The following is an 18619-nucleotide window of genomic DNA, read 5'->3' as shown; positions in this document are numbered from 1 at the left end:
TTATAGAAAATTGAAAATCCTGAGTTAGAAGTAAGAAAACTCCCAACTTACAAGTCGTAAAACCCAACCATTTCGAGGACTCCATCGCCAGGCATGCAAGGTCCCAACCATTACGGCAGGCGGCCCGGGATGGATAGGCAAGCGGTGCGGTCGGGACAGAGGCGAAAAAAAGCCCGGCGCAAGCGTCGGGCCAAGCCAATCGGACAAGCGTCCCGAGGGATAGAACACAGGAGCGGGTATCTCGGAACGAGCCGATTCTGCATGTCTGGACAAATCCCCCGCTGCCGGGCGAGGCTGATGACCGAGTAGGAATCTTCCTCGCCTGGAGCCAGCCCTTTCCTTTCGCCATTTCTCCGCCTCGCCGCGCGACGCCGGGATGACGCGACGCGGTCCAAGGGGCATGATCCACCCATTCGCCACCGGCTTTGCTTCCCGACCCAAGGAGTCCGCGATGTCGTCCGCCCAACTGCTGACCGCGCAACAACTGGCCGCCCGCCTCAGCGAACCCGACCTGCTGGTCCTCGACTGCCGTTTCGCCCTCGAAGACCCGTCCTACGGTGCCCGCGTCTATCAGGAGAACCACATTCCCGGCGCGCATTTCGCCGACCTCGAACGGGATCTTTCCGCTCCCGTGCGCAAGGGCGTGACCGGTCGCCATCCGCTGCCGGATCCCGCCGAGCTAGCGCTCAAGCTACAAGCCTGGGGCCTGCGCCAGGATAGCCAGGTGGTGCTCTACGACGACGGCCCCGGCGCATTCGCCGCCCGCGCCTGGTGGCTGTTGCATTGGCTGGGCAAGCGCGATGGGGTCTACCTCCTCGATGGCGGCCTGGCGGCCTGGAAGGCTGCGGGGCTGGCACTGACCAATGGCGAAAGCAGCCTTCGACCCGGCGATTTCCAGGGCCAGCCCGATGCCTCGCTGCTGATCGACGCCGCCACCCTCCAGGCCCAACTGGGCCAACCCGGACTGGCGCTGCTCGATGCTCGCGCGCAGCCGCGCTTCCGTGGCGAAGTCGAGCCCATAGATCCGGTCGCCGGGCACATTCCCGGTGCCCAGTGCGCCGCCTTCACCGACAACCTTGGCAGCGACGGCCGCTTCCTTCCGCCGGAACAATTGCACCAGCGGTTCTCCGCCCTGTTGCGCGGTCGCCCGGTGGACGAGCTAGTCGCCTACTGCGGCTCCGGCGTCACCGCCTGCCACAACCTGTTCGCCCTGAGCCTCGCCGGCTTCCCGCTTCCGCGCCTCTACGCCGGCTCGTGGAGCGAGTGGATCACCGACCCGCGCCGCCCGGTCGCCACCGGCGACTGACGACGCCATACGCTCGGACGCGGCTTACGCCGCGTCGGGCAGCTTCCTGAAGTAGTCGAGCAACTCCTTCTGCAACGCCTCGTTGCGGAACAGCCCGAAATGCCCGACTGCCCCCTCGGCCCGTCCCTTGCGACGCAACTCCAGGTGCGCCGCGGCATAGACCTGGTGAAGCTTTTCCGCCGCAGCCCACGGCACGTAGTCGTCGTCCTCGAACAGGAAGCTGGCGACGGGGATGTCCAGCGCCTCGTAACCCTGCCGCTGCAATCCGAAGCGCGGTGCCAGGAGGTAGTCCGGCTGCCGCACCCAGCGCGCCCAGTCGCGCATGAAATGACTCGGCATATCCAGGCTGCCGAGGCCGAAGAAACGACTGGGAAAGCGTCGGAGCAGTCCGGTCAGTAGCGGCACCGCCACGCAGAACAGGCCGAACATCTGCCAGCGTTGCCTGCCTCGCCAGCGCCTCCAGTACGGAAACGAACCGGCGACGAACGCGGCGCCGCTCAATCCGCTGGCCTGACCAGCCAGACCGAGCAACTGCGCGCCGATGCTGTGGCCGACGAAATAGCGCGGTAGCTCCGGCGCGCGCGCTCGGCACCAGGCCAGCGCCGCATCGATGTCCTCGCGTCCCCAGTCGGCCAGGCGATAGCTAGCCACGGCAGGGTCGTCGCCTTCGCTGCCGCGGTAGCTGAACAACAGCACCTCATAGCCGGAAGCCGCGGCCAGGACGGCGAAGCGCTGGTAGAAGGCGCGCCTGACGCCGAGCGCGCAGGCCACCACGATGCTCCCCTGCGCATCGCCGACGGCCGGGAAGTGGTCGCCGGCCAGGCGCACACCGTCACGGCAGGCGATCTCCACTGCGGTACTCATTCGCTCCCTCCTTTGCCGTGCGGGTTCGAGCAGCCGGGACGGACGCAATGCTCGACGGATCGCCAGGCGTGCTAGCATGAACATACCGACGGTATGTAAGAAGGCAGCAGTATGAATGTCAAGAGCAGGCAGCAGGAAAATGCCGAGGCGACCCGCGAGGCGCTGCTGGAAAGCGCCCTCTCCGCCTTCATCGAACATGGCTATGGCGGCGTCTCCATCGACGCCATCGCCCGCGAGGCGCGCGTGACCAAGGGCGCGTTCTACCACCACTTCGGCAGCAAGCAGGAACTGCTCGCCGAATGCTACGAACGCCAGGTACGGACGATCGCCGAGGACCTGGACAGGGTGCCGGCGCATGTCGACAAGTGGGCGGAGGCCGCCGCACTGGCCGAGGCCTTCATCGACAGCGTGATGGCGCGCGGCAAGCGGCAACTGTCGCTGCAGGAGGTGATCACGGTCGTCGGCTGGGAGCGATGGAAACGCATCGACTCGCGCCACACGCTGCGCTACGTCGGGCGCCTGGTGGACGAACTGGCGGCCAGTGGCGAACTCAAGGACTACCGCCGGGAGACCCTGGTCGGCCAGCTCTACGGCTTCCTTACCCAGGCCGCGATGAGTCTTCGCGATGCACGCAACAAGCGGCAAGCGGCCAATGAAGTGAAAGCCATCATCCGCGACTTCCTCTACAGCCTGCGCAGGGGCTGAGAATGCCGCCCAGCACAAGCGAAGCAAGGACGCGCCGGTTTAATTTCCAGCGGGCATATCAGCTGTTCTCTAAAGCTGGAAACAATTTAAAAACAGTCCTTTACAGCTGACTTGTTTCACTACACTTCAAATCAAGCGGCTAAGTCCGCTATCGGCGGGGCCATCGGAATAGAAGCTGCCAAACTGCCCGGCCCCGCCGATCCACCTTGCGCGAGGCCGTCATGGGTATTTCCGCCAACGATCTTTGCCAGCACGTGATACGCCCGACCCTGGACTACCTGTCCTGCCACAGCCCCGCCGCCGAAGCGCTGCTGCTGGGCGCGGCGGCCTGCCAGTCGGCGCTGGGGAGCGCCCTCGACGACCGCCGTGGCCACGGCCTGTACCGGATCGCCAGCGAACGCCACCAGCAGCTCTGGGACCAGTACCTGGCGCTGGACCCGGAGCGCGCCAGCCGGGTCCGCGGCCTGGCCAGCCAGCATGCCTTCCTTGCCGCGCCGCACCTGGAACTGACGGTGAACCTGCGCTACAGCACGGCCATCGCCTGGTCGCTGGTGGAAGCCGCGCGACTGCCACTGCCCGACCAGCACGACCACCTCGCCCAGGCTCGCGTGTGGCGCCAGGTATTCCAGCCGCACGGTCGCCTGCACGAGTTCATCGACGCCTGGCAACGCTGCATCGGCAGCCTCAGCCAGGTCGCCTGACGGCGAATGGAAAAATCCCGCGTCCGAAACAGACCAACCGGTCAGAAAATTTTTTACATACAGACACGAACGGTTGTGCTACCTTCGCTTCACTGGCACCGGAGCCAACCGCTCTGTTCCGCACCCTGCGGAACTTCGGAACACTGGCGCCGGTCTGGGAATCTTGGTAGTTTGCGCGCCGTTATACACAGGAGTTGCTCCAACAATGAAAACAATATGGTTTAAAACCTCTCTCGCACTGACCATTAGCGCTGTCTCCACCTACACCCTCGCCAACGGCATCGCCATCAACGAACAGAGCGCCAGCGGCGCCGGCACCGCCTACGCCGGCCGCGCCTCGTCCGCGCTCGATGCCAGCACCATCTACGGCAACCCGGCCGGCCTGTCCAAGCTGAAACGCACCGAAGTCAGCGGCGGTCTGGCCATCGTCAAGGCCAAGGACGACATCAGCCAGGCCCACAGCACCGCCCAGGGCAGCAACAAGGGCGACTCGGTACCGCTGGCCGCCGTACCGTTCGGCTACTTCTCCACGCCGATCAACGAAGATTTCACTTTCGGCCTGGGCATCTACGTGCCCTACGGCATCATCAACGATTACGAAAACGGCTTCATGGGCAGCTCCCACGGCTCCTATAGCAAGGTGCAGGTGATCACCGTGCAGCCGACCATCGCCTGGAAGATCAACGACAAGGTTTCCGTCGGCTTCGGTCCGACCTTCAACCGCATCGACGGCCAGTTGAAGAACACCCTGGCCACCAATGGCCTGCTCGGCAGCAACGGCGATACCAAGATCAACATCAAGGGCGACGACACCGCCATCGGCTACAACGTCGGCGTGATGGTCGACCTGACCGACGACACCACCTGGGGCCTGACCTACCACTCCAAGGTCAAGTACCACCTGGGCGGCAACACCGAAGTGAAGAACGCTCCGGGTGCCCTGGGCCTGAACGGCAAGTACGATGCCAAGCTGGACATCACCCTGCCGGAATCGGTGGATACCTCCATCACCCACAAGTTCGACGACAAGTGGACGGGCTACCTGGGCGCCGTCTGGACCCGCTGGAGCCGCCTGGAGAAGATCGAGGTGCGCAACAGCGGCGTACCGGCGCTCGGCCAGGCCCTGGGCTTCAACACCATCGGCGAAGACCTGAACTGGCGCGACACCTGGTCCTTCTCGGTAGGTACCTCCTACCAGGCCACCCCGGAGTGGGTGCTGCGCACCGGCTTTGCCTACGAGCCGTCGCCGACCTCCAACGAGGACCGCAACGTACGCATCCCGGTGGGCGACCGCAAGGTCTTCACCGTCGGTGCCGGCTGGTCGCCGAACCAGGACCTGACCGTCGACGTGGCCTACGCCTACCTGTGGGAAACCACCGCCGGCGTCAACCAGGAAGGCAGCGCCCTGCAGCCGGCCTACAGCGCCAAGTACGACAACAGCGCGCATGGCCTGACCGCCCAGGTCACCTATCGTTTCTGATCGCACGCGCCAACGAAGAAGCCGGGCAATGCCCGGCTTTTTCATGCCTGGCCGCCCCTCAGGGCTGGCTGGCGATGGCCTTCTCGATGGCGGCCTGGAGCTGCGGATCGTCCGGGGTGGTCTTGCTGGAGAACTGCGCGACCACCCTGCCCTGGCGATCCACCACGTACTTGTAGAAATTCCAGCGCGGCGCCTGGCCGCTCTGCTCGGCCAACTGGCGGAACAGCGGGATCGCCTCGTCGCCGCGCACGTGCTGCGGCTGGGTCATGGCGAAGGTCACGCCGTAGTTGCCATAGCAGATCTTCGCGGTCTCGGCGGTATCCGCGGCTTCCTGCTTGAAGTCGTCGGAAGGTACCCCGAGCACTTCCAGGCCCTGCCCCTTGTAACGCTGGTAGAGCGCCTCGAGCCCCTTGAACTGCGGGGTGAAGCCACAGTGGCTGGCAGTGTTGACCACCACCAGCGGCTTGCCGGCGTAACGCTGGCAAAGATCGATGCTTTCCTTGGAACGCAGCTTGGTCAACTGGCCCTGCAACAGTTCCGGGCAATCGGCGGCCCAGCCGCTCAGCGGCAGCCCGGCGAGCGCCAGGACGGACAACAGCACGCGAGGTTTCATGGAATGGCTCCTTGGCGACGAATGTCCCAGCTTACCCTTCCCCGCGCCTATCGCCACCTATCAGCATGCGCCCATGCCCAGTTCCAGCAGCGCCAGTCCGCCACGCTGCCAGCCCCACCAGGCGAGTCCCAGCAGCGCCCCGGCGGCGAGCAGCCAGGCCAGCTTCACGCCGCGCCTCCGGCCACCTGCAGGCGCGCCACCGGACGCTCGCGCACCGGCCAGTTGAGCAGCGCCGCGAGCAGGCTTAGCAGGATCGACAACTGCCAGACCAGGTCGTAGCTGCCGGTGCGGTCGTAGACCACCCCGCCCAGCCAACCGCCGAGGAAGGCGCCCAACTGGTGGAAGAGGAACACGATGCCGCCGAGCATCGACAGGTTGCGCACGCCGAACAGGGTCGCCACGGTGCCGTTGGTCAGGGGCACCGTGGACAGCCACAGCAGCCCCATGGCCACGCCGAAGGCGTAGGCGCTGTAGACGCTCAGAGGCAGCCAGAGGAACAGCACGATCACTACCCCGCGCACCAGGTACAGCGCGGTCAGCAGGCGCGGCTTCGACCAGCGCCCGCCGAGCCAGCCGGCGATGTAGGTGCCGAACACGTTGAACAGCCCGACCAGCGCCAGCACCGTGGTGCCGACCTGCGCCGGCAGGTGCTGGTCGACCAGGTAGGCCGGCAGGTGTACGCCGATGAACACCACCTGGAAGCCGCAGACGAAGAAGCCCAGCGCCAGCAGCCAGAACCCGGAATGCGCGCAGGCCTCGCGCAGCGCTTCGCCGAGGCTCTGTTCATGGCCCTGCGGCGGCAACGGGCGATCCTTCATCAGCCCGGCCAGCGGCACGATCAGCGCCACCAGCAGGCCCAGGGCGAGCAGGGCCGAGGACCAGCCCAGCCAGCCGATCAGGCCGAGGGTACCGGGCAGCATGGCGAACTGGCCGAAGGAGCCGGCCGCGCTGGAGATACCCATCGCCATGCTGCGCTGCTCCGCCGGCACTGCGCGGCCGACGGCGCCGAGGATCACCGAGAACGAGGTGCCGGAAAGGCCCAGGCCGATCAGCAGGCCGGCGCTCAGCGACAGCCCGGTGGCCGACTGCGAGAGTCCCATCAGGACCAGGCCGAGGGCGTACAGCAGGCCCCCCACCAGCACCGCCCGCGCCGCGCCGTAGCGGTCGGCGAGCGCCCCGGTGAACGGCTGGGCCAGGCCCCAGACCAGGTTCTGCAAGGCGATGGCGAAGGCGAAGACTTCGCGGCCCCAGCCGAAGTCGGCGCTCATCGGCGCGAGGAACAGGCCGAAGCCATGTCGCACGCCGAGGGACAGGGCAAGGATCAGGGCTCCGGACAGCAGGATCCAGAAGGCGGCACGCGGCATGGGTCGCTCCATCTACGGGTATATACCCGCTTTATCGTGAACGAAGCGCCTCGGCGAGAGGCTTCGTCGGTTGTCAGTCCAGTCGCTCCAGTTCCGCCAGCAACGCCGCCAAGGCGCCGCTGCGCTCCTCGCCAAGGCGCCCGGCGAGACGCCGCTGCGCATCTTCCCAGGCCGGCGTTCCGCGCTCCAGGGCATCCAGCCCGGCAGGCGTCAGCTCGACCAGGCGGTTGCGCTGGTCCTCGCCACCGGTCAGGCGCAGCAGGCCGTCGCCTTCCAGCACCCGCAGGTTGCGACCGAGGGTGCTGCGGTCGAGTCCCATGGCTTCGGCGAGTTCGGAAATGCTCGGCCGGTCCAGGCGCCGCAGGTGCCGCAGCAGGGAAAACTGCGCCACCTTGAGGCCGGTATCGGCCAGCGCCTCGTCGTAGAAGCGGGAAACGCTGCGGGCGGCGCGACGCAGTTTGGTACAGAGGCATTGGGTCGGTAGCATGGATGCGTGTATATACCCGTACTTCTCGACGGTCAAGCGGATTGTCCGAACTGCCAACGCCGTCTGTTGCCCCTGCCAAGGCCGGACGCCGGGCGCTGGCCTATAACTCGCGCTGTCAGCGGCGACCGGGAGCACCCGGCGCCCTCCATCCATCGCCGAGGTAGCCATGCCCGTTTACAAAGCCCCGCTGCGCGACACGCGCTTCCTGCTCAACGAAGTCTTCGATTTCCCCGAGCATTACCGCAACCTGGTCAACGGAGCCGAAGCCACGCCGGACATGGTCGATGCGATCCTCGGCGAATGCGCGAAGCTCTGCGAGGAAGTGATCGCCCCGCTCTACCACAGCGGCGACGAGGAAGGCTGCCACCTGGAGAACGGCGAAGTACGGACGCCGAAGGGCTACAAGGAAGCCTACGAGGCCTACGTCGCCGGCGGCTGGCAGGGCCTCTCGCACCCGGTGGAGTACGGTGGCCAGGGCCTGCCGATGAGCCTCGGCGCGCTCAAGCAGGAGATGATGGGCACCGCCAACTGGCCGTTCTCCATGTATCCCGGCCTCTCCCTCGGCGCGATGAACACCCTGATGCAGCACGGCACCGAGGAACAGAAGCAGACCTACCTGGTTCCGCTCACCGAGGGCCGCTGGGGCGGCACCATGTGCCTCACCGAGCCGCAGTGCGGCACCGATCTCGGCCAGGTGAAGACCCGCGCCGAGGCCAACCCCGACGGTAGCTACGCCATCAGCGGGACGAAGATATTCATCTCTTCCGGCGAACACGACCTGACCGAGAACATCGTCCACATCGTCCTCGCCCGCCTGCCGGACGCACCGAAGGGCACCCGCGGCATTTCCCTGTTCATCGTGCCCAAGTTCCTTCCCGGCGAAGGCGGCGCGCTCGGCCCGCGCAACGGCGTGAGTTGCGGCGCGCTGGAGAAGAAGATGGGGATCAAGGCCTCGGCCACCTGCGTGATGAACTTCGACGGCGCCACCGGCTTCCTCATCGGACCGCCGAACAAGGGCCTGGAATGCATGTTCACCTTCATGAACAGCGCCCGCATCGGCACCGCCATCCAGGGCGTGGCCACCGCCGAGCTGGCCTACCAGGGCGCCCTCGCCTACGCCCGCGAACGCCGCTCCATGCGCGCGCTCTCCGGGACCAAGGAACCCGACCAGGTCGCCGACAGCCTGATGCACCACGGTGACGTGCGGCGCATGCTGCTGACCCAGAAAGCCATCGCCGAAGGCGGCCGGGCGCTGGTCTACCTGGCCACCCAGTACGCCGACCGGATGATCCAGGGCATCCTCAGCAACGACGACGCCGAATACGAACGCTGGGACGACAAGCTCGGCTTCCTCACGCCGATCCTCAAGGGCTGCCTGACCGAACTCGGCCTGGAAAGCGCCAACCTCGGCATGCAGGTGTTCGGCGGCCACGGCTATATCCGCGAACACGGCATGGAGCAGATCGTCCGCGACGCGCGGATCGCCACCCTCTACGAAGGCACCACCGGCATCCAGGCCCTCGACCTGCTCGGCCGCAAGGTCCTGCTGATGACCCAGGGCAAGGCCGTGCGCGACTTCACCAGGGGCGTGGCCCGGTTCGCCGTCGACCTGCTGAAGAACGAGCCGCGCATGCGCGGCCGCGCCCTGGTGCTGCTCAAGCTCTGCGCCCAATGGAACCTGCTGACCCTGCGCATTGCCCTCACCGCGCGCAAGCAACGCGATCTGGTGAGCACCGCCAGCCACGACTACCTGATGTTCTCCGGCTACGCCACGCTGGCCTATTCCTGGGCCCTACAGGAAGCCGCTGCGCGCCGGCGACTGCGCCAGGGCGGCAGCGAGTCGGCGGACTTCTACAAGGCCAAGATCGCCACCAGCGAGTTCTACTTCGCCCGCCTGCTTCCGCGCGCCAAGGGCCACGCGGCGGCAATGGCGAAGCCGACGGGTTCGATCATGGACCTGAAGAGCGAGCACTTCGCCTTCGACTGAGGCGACCACCCGCAGCGCGCGCCAGCGGAGCCTCAGTCTCCGCGGGCGCCAGCCGGGGTCAGCAACAACGCACGAACGTCGTCGAGCATCGAGTCCCATTCCTCCTGGCCAATGTCCATCAGGCGGAAGTAGCGCAACATGAAAGCGCCCTCCACCGCCAGGAACGCCAGGCGCGCACGGCGTCCCTCAGGTGCGGACAGGTCCAGGCCATCCAACCGGCTGCGATACCACTGGTTGCTGCCCTCCAGGTGCTCGGGCGTCTGGATCAGCGCCGCCATCAGCGCCGCCGCTTTGCTGCTGGACAGCTCGTCCGAACGCTGGGTCGCCTCGGCATGTGCGCGAACCCGCGTCAGTGGCGTCGGCTGCTTCCCTGCCACCGCTTCGAACAGGCTGTCGTAGGCCTTGCCCCAGCGCTCGAAGATCGCGTCGATCAGCGCATCCTTGGTACCGAAGCAGTACTGCACGCCGCCCTTGGTAATGCCCATTTCCTTCGCCACCGCATCGATGGTCAGGCCGGCCGCGCCTTCGCGACCGATCACCGCCTCGGCGGCATCGAGCAACTGGTCACGGTCGATCGTTCGTCGGCGTCCCATGGCTACCTCTTGAGTTTAAATCCATACGTATGTATTTATATTTTCACGCGCCCGCCCGTGGCGCGCAATTCCCGTTATCCACGGCGAGCAATGAACCGTTCGCCACAGAGGTTATCCCATGTTCCGGCAGAACCGCTGGCTGGTCCTGGCCATCGTCTCCAGCGCCCTGTTCCTCATCATCATCGACATGACCGTGCTCTACACGGCCCTGCCGCGCCTGACCCACGACCTCGGCGCGACGGCCGCGGAGAAACTCTGGATCGTCAACGCCTATCCGCTGGTGGTCGCCGGCCTGCTGCCCGGCACCGGCTTGCTCAGCGACCGCCTTGGCCACAAGCGGCTGTTCCTCGCCGGCCTGCCGCTGTTCGGCCTGGCCTCGCTGTGCGCCGCCTTCGCCCCCAGCGCCGCGGCGCTGATCGCCGCCCGCGCCGGGTTGGCGGTGGGCGCGGCACTGATGATGCCGGCGACCCTGTCGATCGTCCGCCATGTCTTCCAGGACGAACGCGAACGCGCCCTGGCCATCGGCATCTGGGCCTCCGTCGCCTCTGCCGGCGCGGCGCTGGGGCCGGTGGTCGGCGGCGTGCTGCTGGAGTTCTTCTGGTGGGGCTCGGTGTTCCTCATCAACGTCCCGGTGGTGGTCGTCGCTTTGTTGCTGGCGCTGCCGGCCATCCCGGCCTGCGGCGGCCAGTCGCGGCGCCCATGGGACGCCCTCGGCTCGCTGCAGGTGATGTTCGGCCTGGTCGGGGTGGTGTATGCGATCAAGGAACTCAGCACACGCGCCCCGGACTTCGGGCTGGCCGTCCTCGCCGCGCTCGGCGGCATGCTCTGCCTGTACCTGTTCGTCCGCCGCCAGCGCCGCGCCCGCGAACCGATGATCGACTTCGCGCTGTTCCGCAACCGGCGCTTCGCCCGCGGCGTCGCGGTGGCCCTGGTGGCGACCATGGCGCTGGTCGGCATGGAACTGGTGTTCAGCCAGCACCTGCAACTGGTGCAGGGCCTGACGCCGCTGAAGGCCGGCCTGTTCGTCCTGCCGATCCCGCTGGCCTCGCTGGTGGTCGGGCCGCTGGCCGGCTGGCTGGTGCCGCGCTGGGGCGAGAACCGGGTGATGTGCGCCTCCCTGCTGCTCGGCAGCGCCGGATTGCTCGGCCTGGCCCTGTCCTACCAGTCCGCCACCGGAGCGCAACTGGCCAGCCTGGTGCTGCTCGGCGTCGGCTTCGGCGGCGCGATGACCGCCGCCTCCACCGCGGTGATGCTCAACGTGGACGAACAGAGTTCCGGAATGGCGGCCGCCATCGAAGACGTGTCCTACGAACTGGGCGGGGTGATCGGCGTGACCCTGCTCGGCAGCCTGATGAGTTTCGTCTACGGGATGTCGCTGAGGCTGCCCTCGGCCGAGCTGCCGGCGCGGGTCCGCGACAGCCTCGACGACGCCCTGTTGGTCGCCGAGGGCCTGGCGCCGGAGGTCGCGTCGCGGCTCGTCGAGCTTGCCCGGCAGGCTTTCGACCAGGCCTTCGTCGCCGTGCTACTGGCCGCCGCCGCGCTGCTCTTCCTCAGCGCCATGGCGGTCCTGCGCCAGCCGCGTCCGGCTACAGAGCCAGCGCCACCAGCACCGCACACTCGGTAAGTTCGACCAGCGCGCCGGCGGTGTCCCCGGTGGTGCCGCCGAGGCGCGCGAGGAAACGGCTGCGCAGCCAGGCGAAGAGCATCAGCGTCACCAGCAACGCCAGCAGGCCGGCCAGGCCGAACGCCAGGGCCAGGCCGAAACTCACCCCCAGCACCCACGGCAGGCTGCGCGCCGGCAGGTGCTCGGCGATGGCCTGGCCGAGGCCGCCGGGGCGCGCGTAGGGCGTGGTCAGGAACAGCAGCGGCAGGCTGCTGCGCGCCAGCCACGGGGCCAGCGGCAACAACCCGGCCTCGCCCTGGCCGAGCAGCGCCGCCAGGGCGGAGAACTTCAACAACAGGACCAGTACCAGGACAACCACCGCCACCGGGCCGCTGCGCGGATCCTTCATGATCGCCAGGGTCCGCTCGCGGTCACCCAGCCCGCCGACCCAGGCGTCCGCCATGTCGGCCAGGCCGTCCAGGTGCAGCGCGCCGCTCAGCGCCACCCACAGGCTCAGCAGCAAGGCTGCCTGCAACAGCGGCGGCGTACCGTCGAGCGACCGTGCCGCGGCGTACAGCACGACGCCGATCAGCACCCCGACCAGTGGATAGCAGAGCACCGCGCGGCCGAACTGTTCCGGCGTCGGCATCGCCGACAGGCGCACCGGCAGGCGGGTGAGGAACTGCAAGGCGACCAGCAGTGAGCGCAAGGCTTCGCGCATGACTATTCCCCTTCCCGGCATTCGTGCCAGCGATCGTCGCCCTCTCCGGCGCGCAGGCCGAACAGTGCGCCATGACCGACATCCACCTGCAGCAAGTGCTCGCGCGGCAGGCCACGGGCGCGAGCGAGCAACAGACGGATGACGCCGCCATGGGTCACCAGCAGCACACGACGGCCGGCATGACGCTGGCGCAGGCGTCGCTGGGCGGCCAGCACCCGCGCCTCGAACTCGGACAGCGGCTCGCCGCCCGGCGGGGTAAAGGCGTAGGGATCGGCCCAGAAGCGGCCGAGCGCCTCGCTGTGGCCGTCCATCAGGGCGGCCGCCGAGCGCCCCTCCCAAGCGCCGAAATGCAGTTCGCGCAGATCGTTTTCCAGTTCCAGCTCGATCCCCTGGCGCTGCGCCAGTTCCTCGGCGAAGGCGCGGCAACGTTGCAATGGCGAGCTGACCAGCAGGTCCCAGCGTCCGCCTTCCACCGCCGTGCGCATCTGCGCCCAGCCACGCGCGGTCAAGGCGTCGTCGAGGCTGCCGCGGAAACCGCCGCCGGACTCGGTTTCGCCATGCCGCAGGAGGTCCAGGCGCAGGCTCATGCCGGGCGGTCCGAGACCGCCGCTTCGGCGAAGGTCGCCATCCCCGCGTGCAGCGCGCAGGCCTGGCGCAGCAGCGGCACCGCCAGCGCCGCGCCGCTGCCCTCGCCCAGGCGCAGGCCGAGGTCGAGCAGCGGTTGCGCCGCCAGGACTTCGAGCACATGGCGATGGCCCGGCTCGGCACCGCTGTGGGCGAACAGCAGCCAGTCGCGGCAGGCCGGGTTCAGGCGCACCGCGCAGAGCGCCGCGACGCTGCAGATGTAGCCGTCGACCAGGGCGACCATGCCTTTCTGCGCGCAGGCCAGGTAGGCGCCGGCCAGCGCGGCGATCTCCAGCCCACCGAGACGGCGGAGGGTTTCGAAGGGGTCGGCGCGATGGGCGCCGTGCAGGGCCAGGGCGCGCTCGATCACCGCGGCCTTGTGCGCCACGCCGCTGGCGTCCAGCCCGGTTCCCGGCCCGACCAGCGCGCTCGCCGGCGCATCCAGCAGCGCGCAGGCCATGGCCGCCGCCGCGGTGGTATTGCCGATGCCCATCTCGCCGCCGATGAACAGCTGGCTGCCGGCCTGCTCGGCGCGGCGCACGCTTTCGCGCCCGGCCTCGAGCGCCAGCAGGCACTGTTCGGCGCCCATCGCCGGGGCCTCGACGAAGTTCGCGGTGCCCGCCGCCAGGCGCAGGTGACGCACGCAGGGCAAGGCTTCCAGGGGGAACGCGGTGCCCAGGTCGACCACCTCCAGGCCGGCGCCGAGTTCGCGCGCCAGCACGCTGATCGCCGCGCCGCCGCGGACGAAGTTGCGCAGCATCTCGCCGGTGACCGCCTGCGGATAGGCCGAGATGCCCTCGGCGACTACCCCGTGGTCGCCGGCGAAGACCGTCACCCAGATCCTCTCCAGGCTCGGTCGTTCGCGCCCCTGCAACGCCGCCAGGTCGATCGCCACTTGCTCCAGGCGGCCCAGCGAGCCGCGCGGCTTGGTCAACCGGTCCTGGCGTTCGGCCGCGCGCCGGCGCATCTGCGGGTCCGCCTCGCGGCAGGTGTCGCGCCACCATTGCAGACTCATAGCGGTTCTCCTTTCAACGGCATGGGCAGGCCGGCGACGGTGAAGGTCACCCGTTCGCAGCGTTCGGCGATGGCCTGGTGCAGCCAGCCGGCCTCGTCGACGTAGCGCCGGCTGAGTTCGCCCAGCGGCACCACGCCGAGCCCGGTTTCGTTGCTGACCAGGATGATCCGTCCCGGCAGCTCGCCGAGACATTCCAGCAGCGCCTCGCGCTCGCCGTCGAGACGCTGGGGATCGTCGCAGAGCAGCAGGTTGGTCAGCCACAGGGTCAGGCAGTCGACCAGCAGGCAGCGTCCGGCCTCGGCCTCGCTGCGCAGCGTCGCCGCCAGCGCCAGAGGCTCCTCCAGGGTTCGCCAGTGGGCCGGGCGGCGCGCGCGGTGCTCGGCGATGCGCCGGCCCATTTCGCCGTCGCCGGCCTGGGCGGTGGCGATGTAGCTCACCGCCAGCCCGCTCTCGGCGGCCAGGCGCTCGGCCAGGCGGCTCTTGCCGGAACGGGCGCCGCCAAGGATCAGGTCACGCATGGGGTTCTCCGCAGAGGGCGAGCAATCGCCCGGTATCCAGGTGGCGCTCGACCAGGTCGGCGAGCCGCTCGATGTCGCGTTCGCGCAAGGCCTGGTAGTCCACCGCCTGGACCTCGCGCAGGCCGGCCCAGCGCAGCAGCGCCGAACAGGCCGCGGTGGATTCGAACAGGCCGTGCAGGTAGGTGCCCATGACGTTCCCGTCGACGCTGCGGGCACCATCCGCGCGGCCATCGTCGAGCACCACCGCCGGCCGCGCCAGGGCTTCGCCACGGGTGACTCCGGCATGGATCTCGTAGCCCGACAGCGGCGCATCCTCCAGGCTCAGGCGGCCCTGTACGTTGCGCAATTGCTTGTCCGCCTCCAGGGTCGTTTCCAACGCCAGCAGGCCGAGGCCAGCGCTGCTGCCGGCCGCGCCTTCCAGGCCGAGCGGATCGTGCAGGCGCTCGCCGAGCATCTGCAGGCCGCCGCAGATCCCCAGCAGGCGACCGCCGTAGCGCAGGTGACGGAGGATCGCCTCGTCCCAGCCACGCTCGCGCAGCGCCGCGAGGTCGGCGCGCACGCTCTTCGAGCCGGGCAGGACGATCAGGTCCGCCGACGGCAGCGCCTGGCCGGGGCCGACGAAGCTCAACTCGACCTGGGGATGCAGGCGCAGCGGATCGAAATCGGTGTGGTTGCTGATCCTCGGCAGCACCGGCACCACCACCTTCAGGCGCGGCCCGACCTTGGCCGCCTGGCGCGTGTCGATGGCGTCCTCCGCCTCCAGGTGCAGGTCGCTGACATAGGGCAGCACGCCGAGCACCGGCTTGCCGGTGCGCGCCTCCAGCCAGTCGAGGCCGGGTTGCAGCAGGGCGATGTCGCCGCGGAAACGATTGATGACGAAGCCCCTGACCCGCTCCCGCTCCGAGTCGGAGAGCAGTTCCAGGGTGCCGACCAGGTGGGCGAAGACCCCGCCGCGGTCGATATCGGCGACCAGGATCACCGGACAGTCCACCGCTTCGGCGAAGCCCATGTTGGCGATGTCGTTGGCGCGCAGGTTGATCTCCGCCGGCGAGCCGGCGCCCTCCACCATCACCACCCGGTAGGCGGCGGCGAGCCGCCCATGGGAAGCCAGCACCGCTTCCATCGCCACGCGCTTGTAGTCGTGGTAGGCGGCGGCGTCCATGCTGGTCACCGCGCGGCCATGGATGATCACCTGGGCGCCGATGTCGGTGTTCGGCTTGAGCAGCACCGGGTTCATGTCGGTGTGCGGCGCCAGCCGGCAGGCCTGGGCCTGGACCGCCTGGGCGCGGCCGATCTCGCCGCCGTCGGCGGTGACCGCGCTGTTCAGCGCCATGTTCTGCGGCTTGAACGGCACCACCGCGACGCCGCGCCGGGCCAGCCAGCGGCACAGCGCGGTCACCAGGGTGCTCTTGCCGGCGTCCGAGGTGGTGCCCTGGACCATCAGGGTCCGCCCGCGATCACTCATGAGCAGGCTCCTTGAAGCCGAGCAGCGCGGCATCGAGCCGGGCCCAGGCGGCCTCGTCGGCGGGCAGGCCGAGGCGCAGGCTGGCCGGCTGCTCGAATTGGCGGGTGAGGATGCCGCGCCGCGCCAGGTAGTCGTGCAACGCCGCGCAGCGTGGATCGACCAGGCGCTGGAACAGCGCGCTGCCGCCCGCCGGCGGCCAGCCGTGGCGGCGCAGCAGTTCCTCCAGGCGCTGGCTGGCGGCCAGCAGGCGCTCGCGCTGCTGGCGCTGTTGCTGGCGGTCGCGCAAGGCACTCTGGGCCACATGGCGCACCGGGCCATTGACCGTCCACGGGCCGAGCTGCTCGGCCAGCGCCTGCAACAGCGGCCGTTCGCCGAGGGCGAAGCCGAGCCGCGCGCCGGCCAGGCCGAAGAACTTGCCGAACGAGCGCAGCACGATCAATCCGGGCCGGTTGCTGCAGGCCGCCAAGCTCGACTGCGGGGTGCAGTCCATGAACGCCTCGTCGACCAGCAGCCAGCCGCCGCGACGTTGCAGGCGGGCATGCCAGGCCAGCAGCTCGGCGGGCTCGAAGACCCGCCCGGTGGGGTTGTTCGGGTTGACCACCAGCAGCACGTCGAGGCTGTCGAGATAGGGCTCGACCTCGGCCTCGCCGATCTCCCGCACCAGGTGCCCGGCCTGGCGCCAGGCGTGGGCGTGCTCGGCGTAGCACGGCGACAGGACGCCGACCCGCCCGCCCCGCCGCAACCTTGGCAGGGCCTGGATCGCCGCCTGGCTGCCGGCCAGCGGCAATACCCGTTCGGCGCCGTAGTAGAGGCAGGCGGCGGCTTCCAGGCCGTCGTCGCTCTCCGGCAGGCGGGTCCAGGCCTGCTCGGGGATCGCCGGCAGCGGAAACGGCCAGGGCGCGATGCCGGTGGACAGGTCCAGCCAGTCCGCCAGCGGAATGTCGTAGCGGCGCGCCGCCTCGCGCAACCGCCCTCCGTGTTCAAGCATGCAGCCACCCCATGGCCCAGAGTCCGGCCAGCACCAGCAGCCAGAGCAGCACGCCCTGGCGCACCAGCGCCAGGGCCCGATAGATGTCGCGGCCCTGCGGCTGCGGGCCGCTGCCGAGGAGAGGCCGCTGGTGCAGCTCGCCGTGGTAGATCGCCGCGCCGCCCAGGGAAACCCCCAGCGCACCGGCGCCGGCGGCCATCACCGGGCCGGCGTTGGGGCTGTCCCATTGCGGCGCCTGCTCGCGCCAGCAGCGCAGGGCCTGGCGGGTGTCGCCGAGCAGCGCGTAGGTCAGCGCCACCAGCCGCGCCGGCAGGTAGTTGAGGATGTCGTCGATCTTCGCCGCGGCCCAGCCGAAGCGCTCGAAGCGCGCGTTGCGGTAGCCCCACATCGCGTCCAGGGTATTGCTCAGGCGATACAGCACCACCCCCGGCGCGCCGGCCACGGCGAACCAGAACAGGGCGGCGTAAACCGCGTCGCTGCCGTTCTCCAGTACCGATTCGGTGGCCGCGCGGGCGACCCCGGCCTGGTCCAGTTCGCGGGTATCGCGGCTGACCAGGTAGCCGACACGTCGCCGCGCCTCGTCCAGGTCGCCGGCGCGCAAGGCCAGCGCCACCGGTTCGGCGTGCTCGCCGAGGCTGCGCAGGCCGAGCGCGGCGTACAGCGCCAGGGCCTGGACCAGCCAGCCGAGGTAGGGAAGTTCAGCGAGCGCCCAGGCCAGCAGGGTCAGCGGCAGTACCGCGAGGACCCAGGCGGTCACCCCGTGGCTGCGCCAGCCGACCCCGGGATCGGCCTCGCCGGCCAGGCGCGAGCGGTTGAAACGGCGCTCCAGGCGATCGGCCAGGCGGCCGAAGGCGACCAGCGGGTGCCAGCCCTGCGGCTCGCCGAAGCGCGCATCCAGCGCCACGCCGAGGATACCCAGCAGTGCGCTCATGCTCGCTCGCCCCAACGGTTCTGGTAGACCAGCTCGGCCAGCGGACGCGGTTCGCTCCAACCCTCCAGCGCCAGCATCGGCGCCGGGTAGAACTCCGCCACCGGGCCCAGGCAGAGCACCGCCACCGCCTCGCTGCCGGGCGGCAGGCCGAGCAACTCGCCCAGCGCGGCCGGATCGAACAACGATACCCAGCCCATCCCCAGGCCCTCGGCGCGACTGGCCAGCCAGAGGTTCTGGATCGCGCAGGCGAGCGACGCCAGGTCCATCTGCGGCAGGGTCCGGCGACCGAACACATGGCGTTCGCGGTCGTCCATCAGGGCGGCGACCAGCAGTTCGGCGCAATCCAGCACGCCCTCGACCTTGAGCCGCATGAACTCGTCGGAGCGCTCGCCGAGGGCTTCGGCGGTACGTCCGCGTTCCTCCTCGACCAGCCCGTGGATGGCCCGGCGCAACGCCGGCTCGGTGATACGGATGAAGCGCCAGGGTTGCATCAGGCCGACGCTGGGCGCCTGGTGCGCGGCCTCCAGCAGCCGCGCGAGCAGCTCCGGCGCCACGCTGCCGCCGCTGAAGTGGCGCATGTCGCGGCGCTCGGCGATGGCCCGGTAGACGGCGGCGCGTTCCGTGGCGCTGAAGGCGTGAGAAGAATCGGACATG

Annotated in this window: 19 protein-coding genes; 6 read left to right on the top strand and 13 right to left on the bottom strand. The window is 69.0% G+C overall.

Features of this window, described 5'->3' with window-relative positions:
- The first annotated feature begins 451 nt into the window (after window positions 1-451).
- Window positions 452-1306: a sulfurtransferase gene (locus tag ACTJJX_RS06175; protein WP_003109274.1), complete on the top strand. Its 855-nt coding sequence runs from the start codon at window positions 452-454 to the stop codon at window positions 1304-1306.
- 24 nt (window positions 1307-1330) lie between these two features.
- Here ACTJJX_RS06175 and ACTJJX_RS06170 read toward each other — a convergent pair whose 3' ends face one another.
- Window positions 1331-2170: an alpha/beta hydrolase family protein gene (locus ACTJJX_RS06170; protein ID WP_003116035.1), complete on the bottom strand. Its 840-nt coding sequence runs from the start codon at window positions 2168-2170 to the stop codon at window positions 1331-1333.
- Window positions 2171-2281: 111 nt separating this feature from the next.
- Here ACTJJX_RS06170 and ACTJJX_RS06165 point away from each other — a divergent pair, with 111 nt between their 5' ends.
- The 3 genes from ACTJJX_RS06165 to ACTJJX_RS06155 all read left to right on the top strand — a co-directional run bounded on the left by ACTJJX_RS06165 (window position 2282) and on the right by ACTJJX_RS06155 (window position 5056).
- Window positions 2282-2875, top strand: a complete 594-nt coding sequence (locus ACTJJX_RS06165) for a TetR family transcriptional regulator (RefSeq protein WP_003082643.1) — start codon at window positions 2282-2284, stop codon at window positions 2873-2875.
- Window positions 2876-3096: 221 nt separating this feature from the next.
- On the top strand, window positions 3097-3576 hold the full coding sequence (locus ACTJJX_RS06160; protein WP_003082640.1) for a hypothetical protein: 480 nt from the start codon (window positions 3097-3099) through the stop codon (window positions 3574-3576).
- Between the two features lie 205 nt (window positions 3577-3781).
- Window positions 3782-5056: an outer membrane protein transport protein gene (locus ACTJJX_RS06155; protein ID WP_003082638.1), complete on the top strand. Its 1275-nt coding sequence runs from the start codon at window positions 3782-3784 to the stop codon at window positions 5054-5056.
- Between the two features lie 58 nt (window positions 5057-5114).
- Here the strand turns inward: ACTJJX_RS06155 and ACTJJX_RS06150 are convergent, their stop codons facing one another.
- The 3 genes from ACTJJX_RS06150 to ACTJJX_RS06140 form a co-directional block, all read right to left on the bottom strand.
- On the bottom strand, window positions 5115-5669 hold the full coding sequence (locus tag ACTJJX_RS06150; RefSeq protein WP_003082631.1) for a glutathione peroxidase: 555 nt from the start codon (window positions 5667-5669) through the stop codon (window positions 5115-5117).
- Window positions 5670-5833: 164 nt separating this feature from the next.
- Window positions 5834-7033: an MFS transporter gene (locus ACTJJX_RS06145; RefSeq protein WP_003449467.1), complete on the bottom strand. Its 1200-nt coding sequence runs from the start codon at window positions 7031-7033 to the stop codon at window positions 5834-5836.
- Window positions 7034-7106: 73 nt separating this feature from the next.
- The gene (locus ACTJJX_RS06140; protein WP_003123092.1) at window positions 7107-7556 is read right to left on the bottom strand and encodes a MarR family winged helix-turn-helix transcriptional regulator; all 450 of its coding nucleotides are present in this window, start codon (window positions 7554-7556) and stop codon (window positions 7107-7109) included.
- A gap of 130 nt (window positions 7557-7686) precedes the next feature.
- Here ACTJJX_RS06140 and ACTJJX_RS06135 point away from each other — a divergent pair, with 130 nt between their 5' ends.
- Window positions 7687-9507 carry an acyl-CoA dehydrogenase C-terminal domain-containing protein gene (locus ACTJJX_RS06135; protein WP_003109278.1) on the top strand — a complete coding sequence of 607 codons (1821 nt, stop codon included), beginning with the start codon at window positions 7687-7689 and terminating at the stop codon, window positions 9505-9507.
- A 32-nt stretch (window positions 9508-9539) separates the two neighbouring features.
- Here ACTJJX_RS06135 and ACTJJX_RS06130 read toward each other — a convergent pair whose 3' ends face one another.
- Entirely contained in the window at window positions 9540-10100 is a 561-nt protein-coding gene (locus ACTJJX_RS06130; protein ID WP_440781926.1) for a TetR family transcriptional regulator, read from the bottom strand.
- A 118-nt stretch (window positions 10101-10218) separates the two neighbouring features.
- Here ACTJJX_RS06130 and ACTJJX_RS06125 point away from each other — a divergent pair, with 118 nt between their 5' ends.
- Window positions 10219-11724, top strand: coding sequence for an MFS transporter (locus tag ACTJJX_RS06125; RefSeq protein ID WP_016851853.1), 1506 nt, complete (start codon window positions 10219-10221; stop codon window positions 11722-11724).
- Here ACTJJX_RS06125 and ACTJJX_RS06120 read toward each other — a convergent pair.
- Genes ACTJJX_RS06120 through bluB form a run of 8 tightly spaced genes read right to left on the bottom strand, consistent with a single transcriptional unit; the run spans window position 11687 to window position 18618 of the window.
- Entirely contained in the window at window positions 11687-12424 is a 738-nt protein-coding gene (locus ACTJJX_RS06120; RefSeq protein WP_003086787.1) for an adenosylcobinamide-GDP ribazoletransferase, read from the bottom strand. The genes ACTJJX_RS06125 and ACTJJX_RS06120 overlap by 38 nt on opposite strands.
- Window positions 12425-12426: 2 nt before the next feature.
- Entirely contained in the window at window positions 12427-13011 is a 585-nt protein-coding gene (gene cobC, locus ACTJJX_RS06115) for an alpha-ribazole phosphatase family protein (protein ID WP_003112355.1), read from the bottom strand.
- Entirely contained in the window at window positions 13008-14063 is a 1056-nt protein-coding gene (gene cobT, locus ACTJJX_RS06110) for a nicotinate-nucleotide--dimethylbenzimidazole phosphoribosyltransferase (RefSeq protein ID WP_016851854.1), read from the bottom strand. The genes cobC and cobT overlap by 4 nt, the downstream gene beginning before the upstream one ends.
- Window positions 14060-14581 carry a bifunctional adenosylcobinamide kinase/adenosylcobinamide-phosphate guanylyltransferase gene (cobU, locus tag ACTJJX_RS06105; protein ID WP_003082599.1) on the bottom strand — a complete coding sequence of 174 codons (522 nt, stop codon included), beginning with the start codon at window positions 14579-14581 and terminating at the stop codon, window positions 14060-14062. The genes cobT and cobU overlap by 4 nt, the downstream gene beginning before the upstream one ends.
- Window positions 14574-16046, bottom strand: coding sequence for a cobyric acid synthase (locus ACTJJX_RS06100; protein ID WP_003123097.1), 1473 nt, complete (start codon window positions 16044-16046; stop codon window positions 14574-14576). Before ACTJJX_RS06100 ends, cobU begins: the two co-directional genes overlap by 8 nt.
- On the bottom strand, window positions 16039-17034 hold the full coding sequence (gene cobD, locus ACTJJX_RS06095) for a threonine-phosphate decarboxylase CobD (protein ID WP_003133501.1): 996 nt from the start codon (window positions 17032-17034) through the stop codon (window positions 16039-16041). The genes ACTJJX_RS06100 and cobD overlap by 8 nt, the downstream gene beginning before the upstream one ends.
- Window positions 17027-17965, bottom strand: coding sequence for an adenosylcobinamide-phosphate synthase CbiB (gene cbiB, locus ACTJJX_RS06090; protein WP_014603142.1), 939 nt, complete (start codon window positions 17963-17965; stop codon window positions 17027-17029). The genes cobD and cbiB overlap by 8 nt, the downstream gene beginning before the upstream one ends.
- The gene (bluB, locus tag ACTJJX_RS06085) at window positions 17962-18618 is read right to left on the bottom strand and encodes a 5,6-dimethylbenzimidazole synthase (protein WP_003082592.1); all 657 of its coding nucleotides are present in this window, start codon (window positions 18616-18618) and stop codon (window positions 17962-17964) included. Before bluB ends, cbiB begins: the two co-directional genes overlap by 4 nt.
- Window position 18619: the final 1 nt, after the last annotated feature.

The sequence above is a fragment of the Pseudomonas sp. 22490 genome (genome assembly GCF_052044465.1).
Lineage (GTDB): Bacteria > Pseudomonadota > Gammaproteobacteria > Pseudomonadales > Pseudomonadaceae > Pseudomonas > Pseudomonas aeruginosa.
The sequence above is the reverse complement of the archived record's forward strand: the minus strand, read 5'-3'. Positions and strand labels throughout refer to the sequence as shown.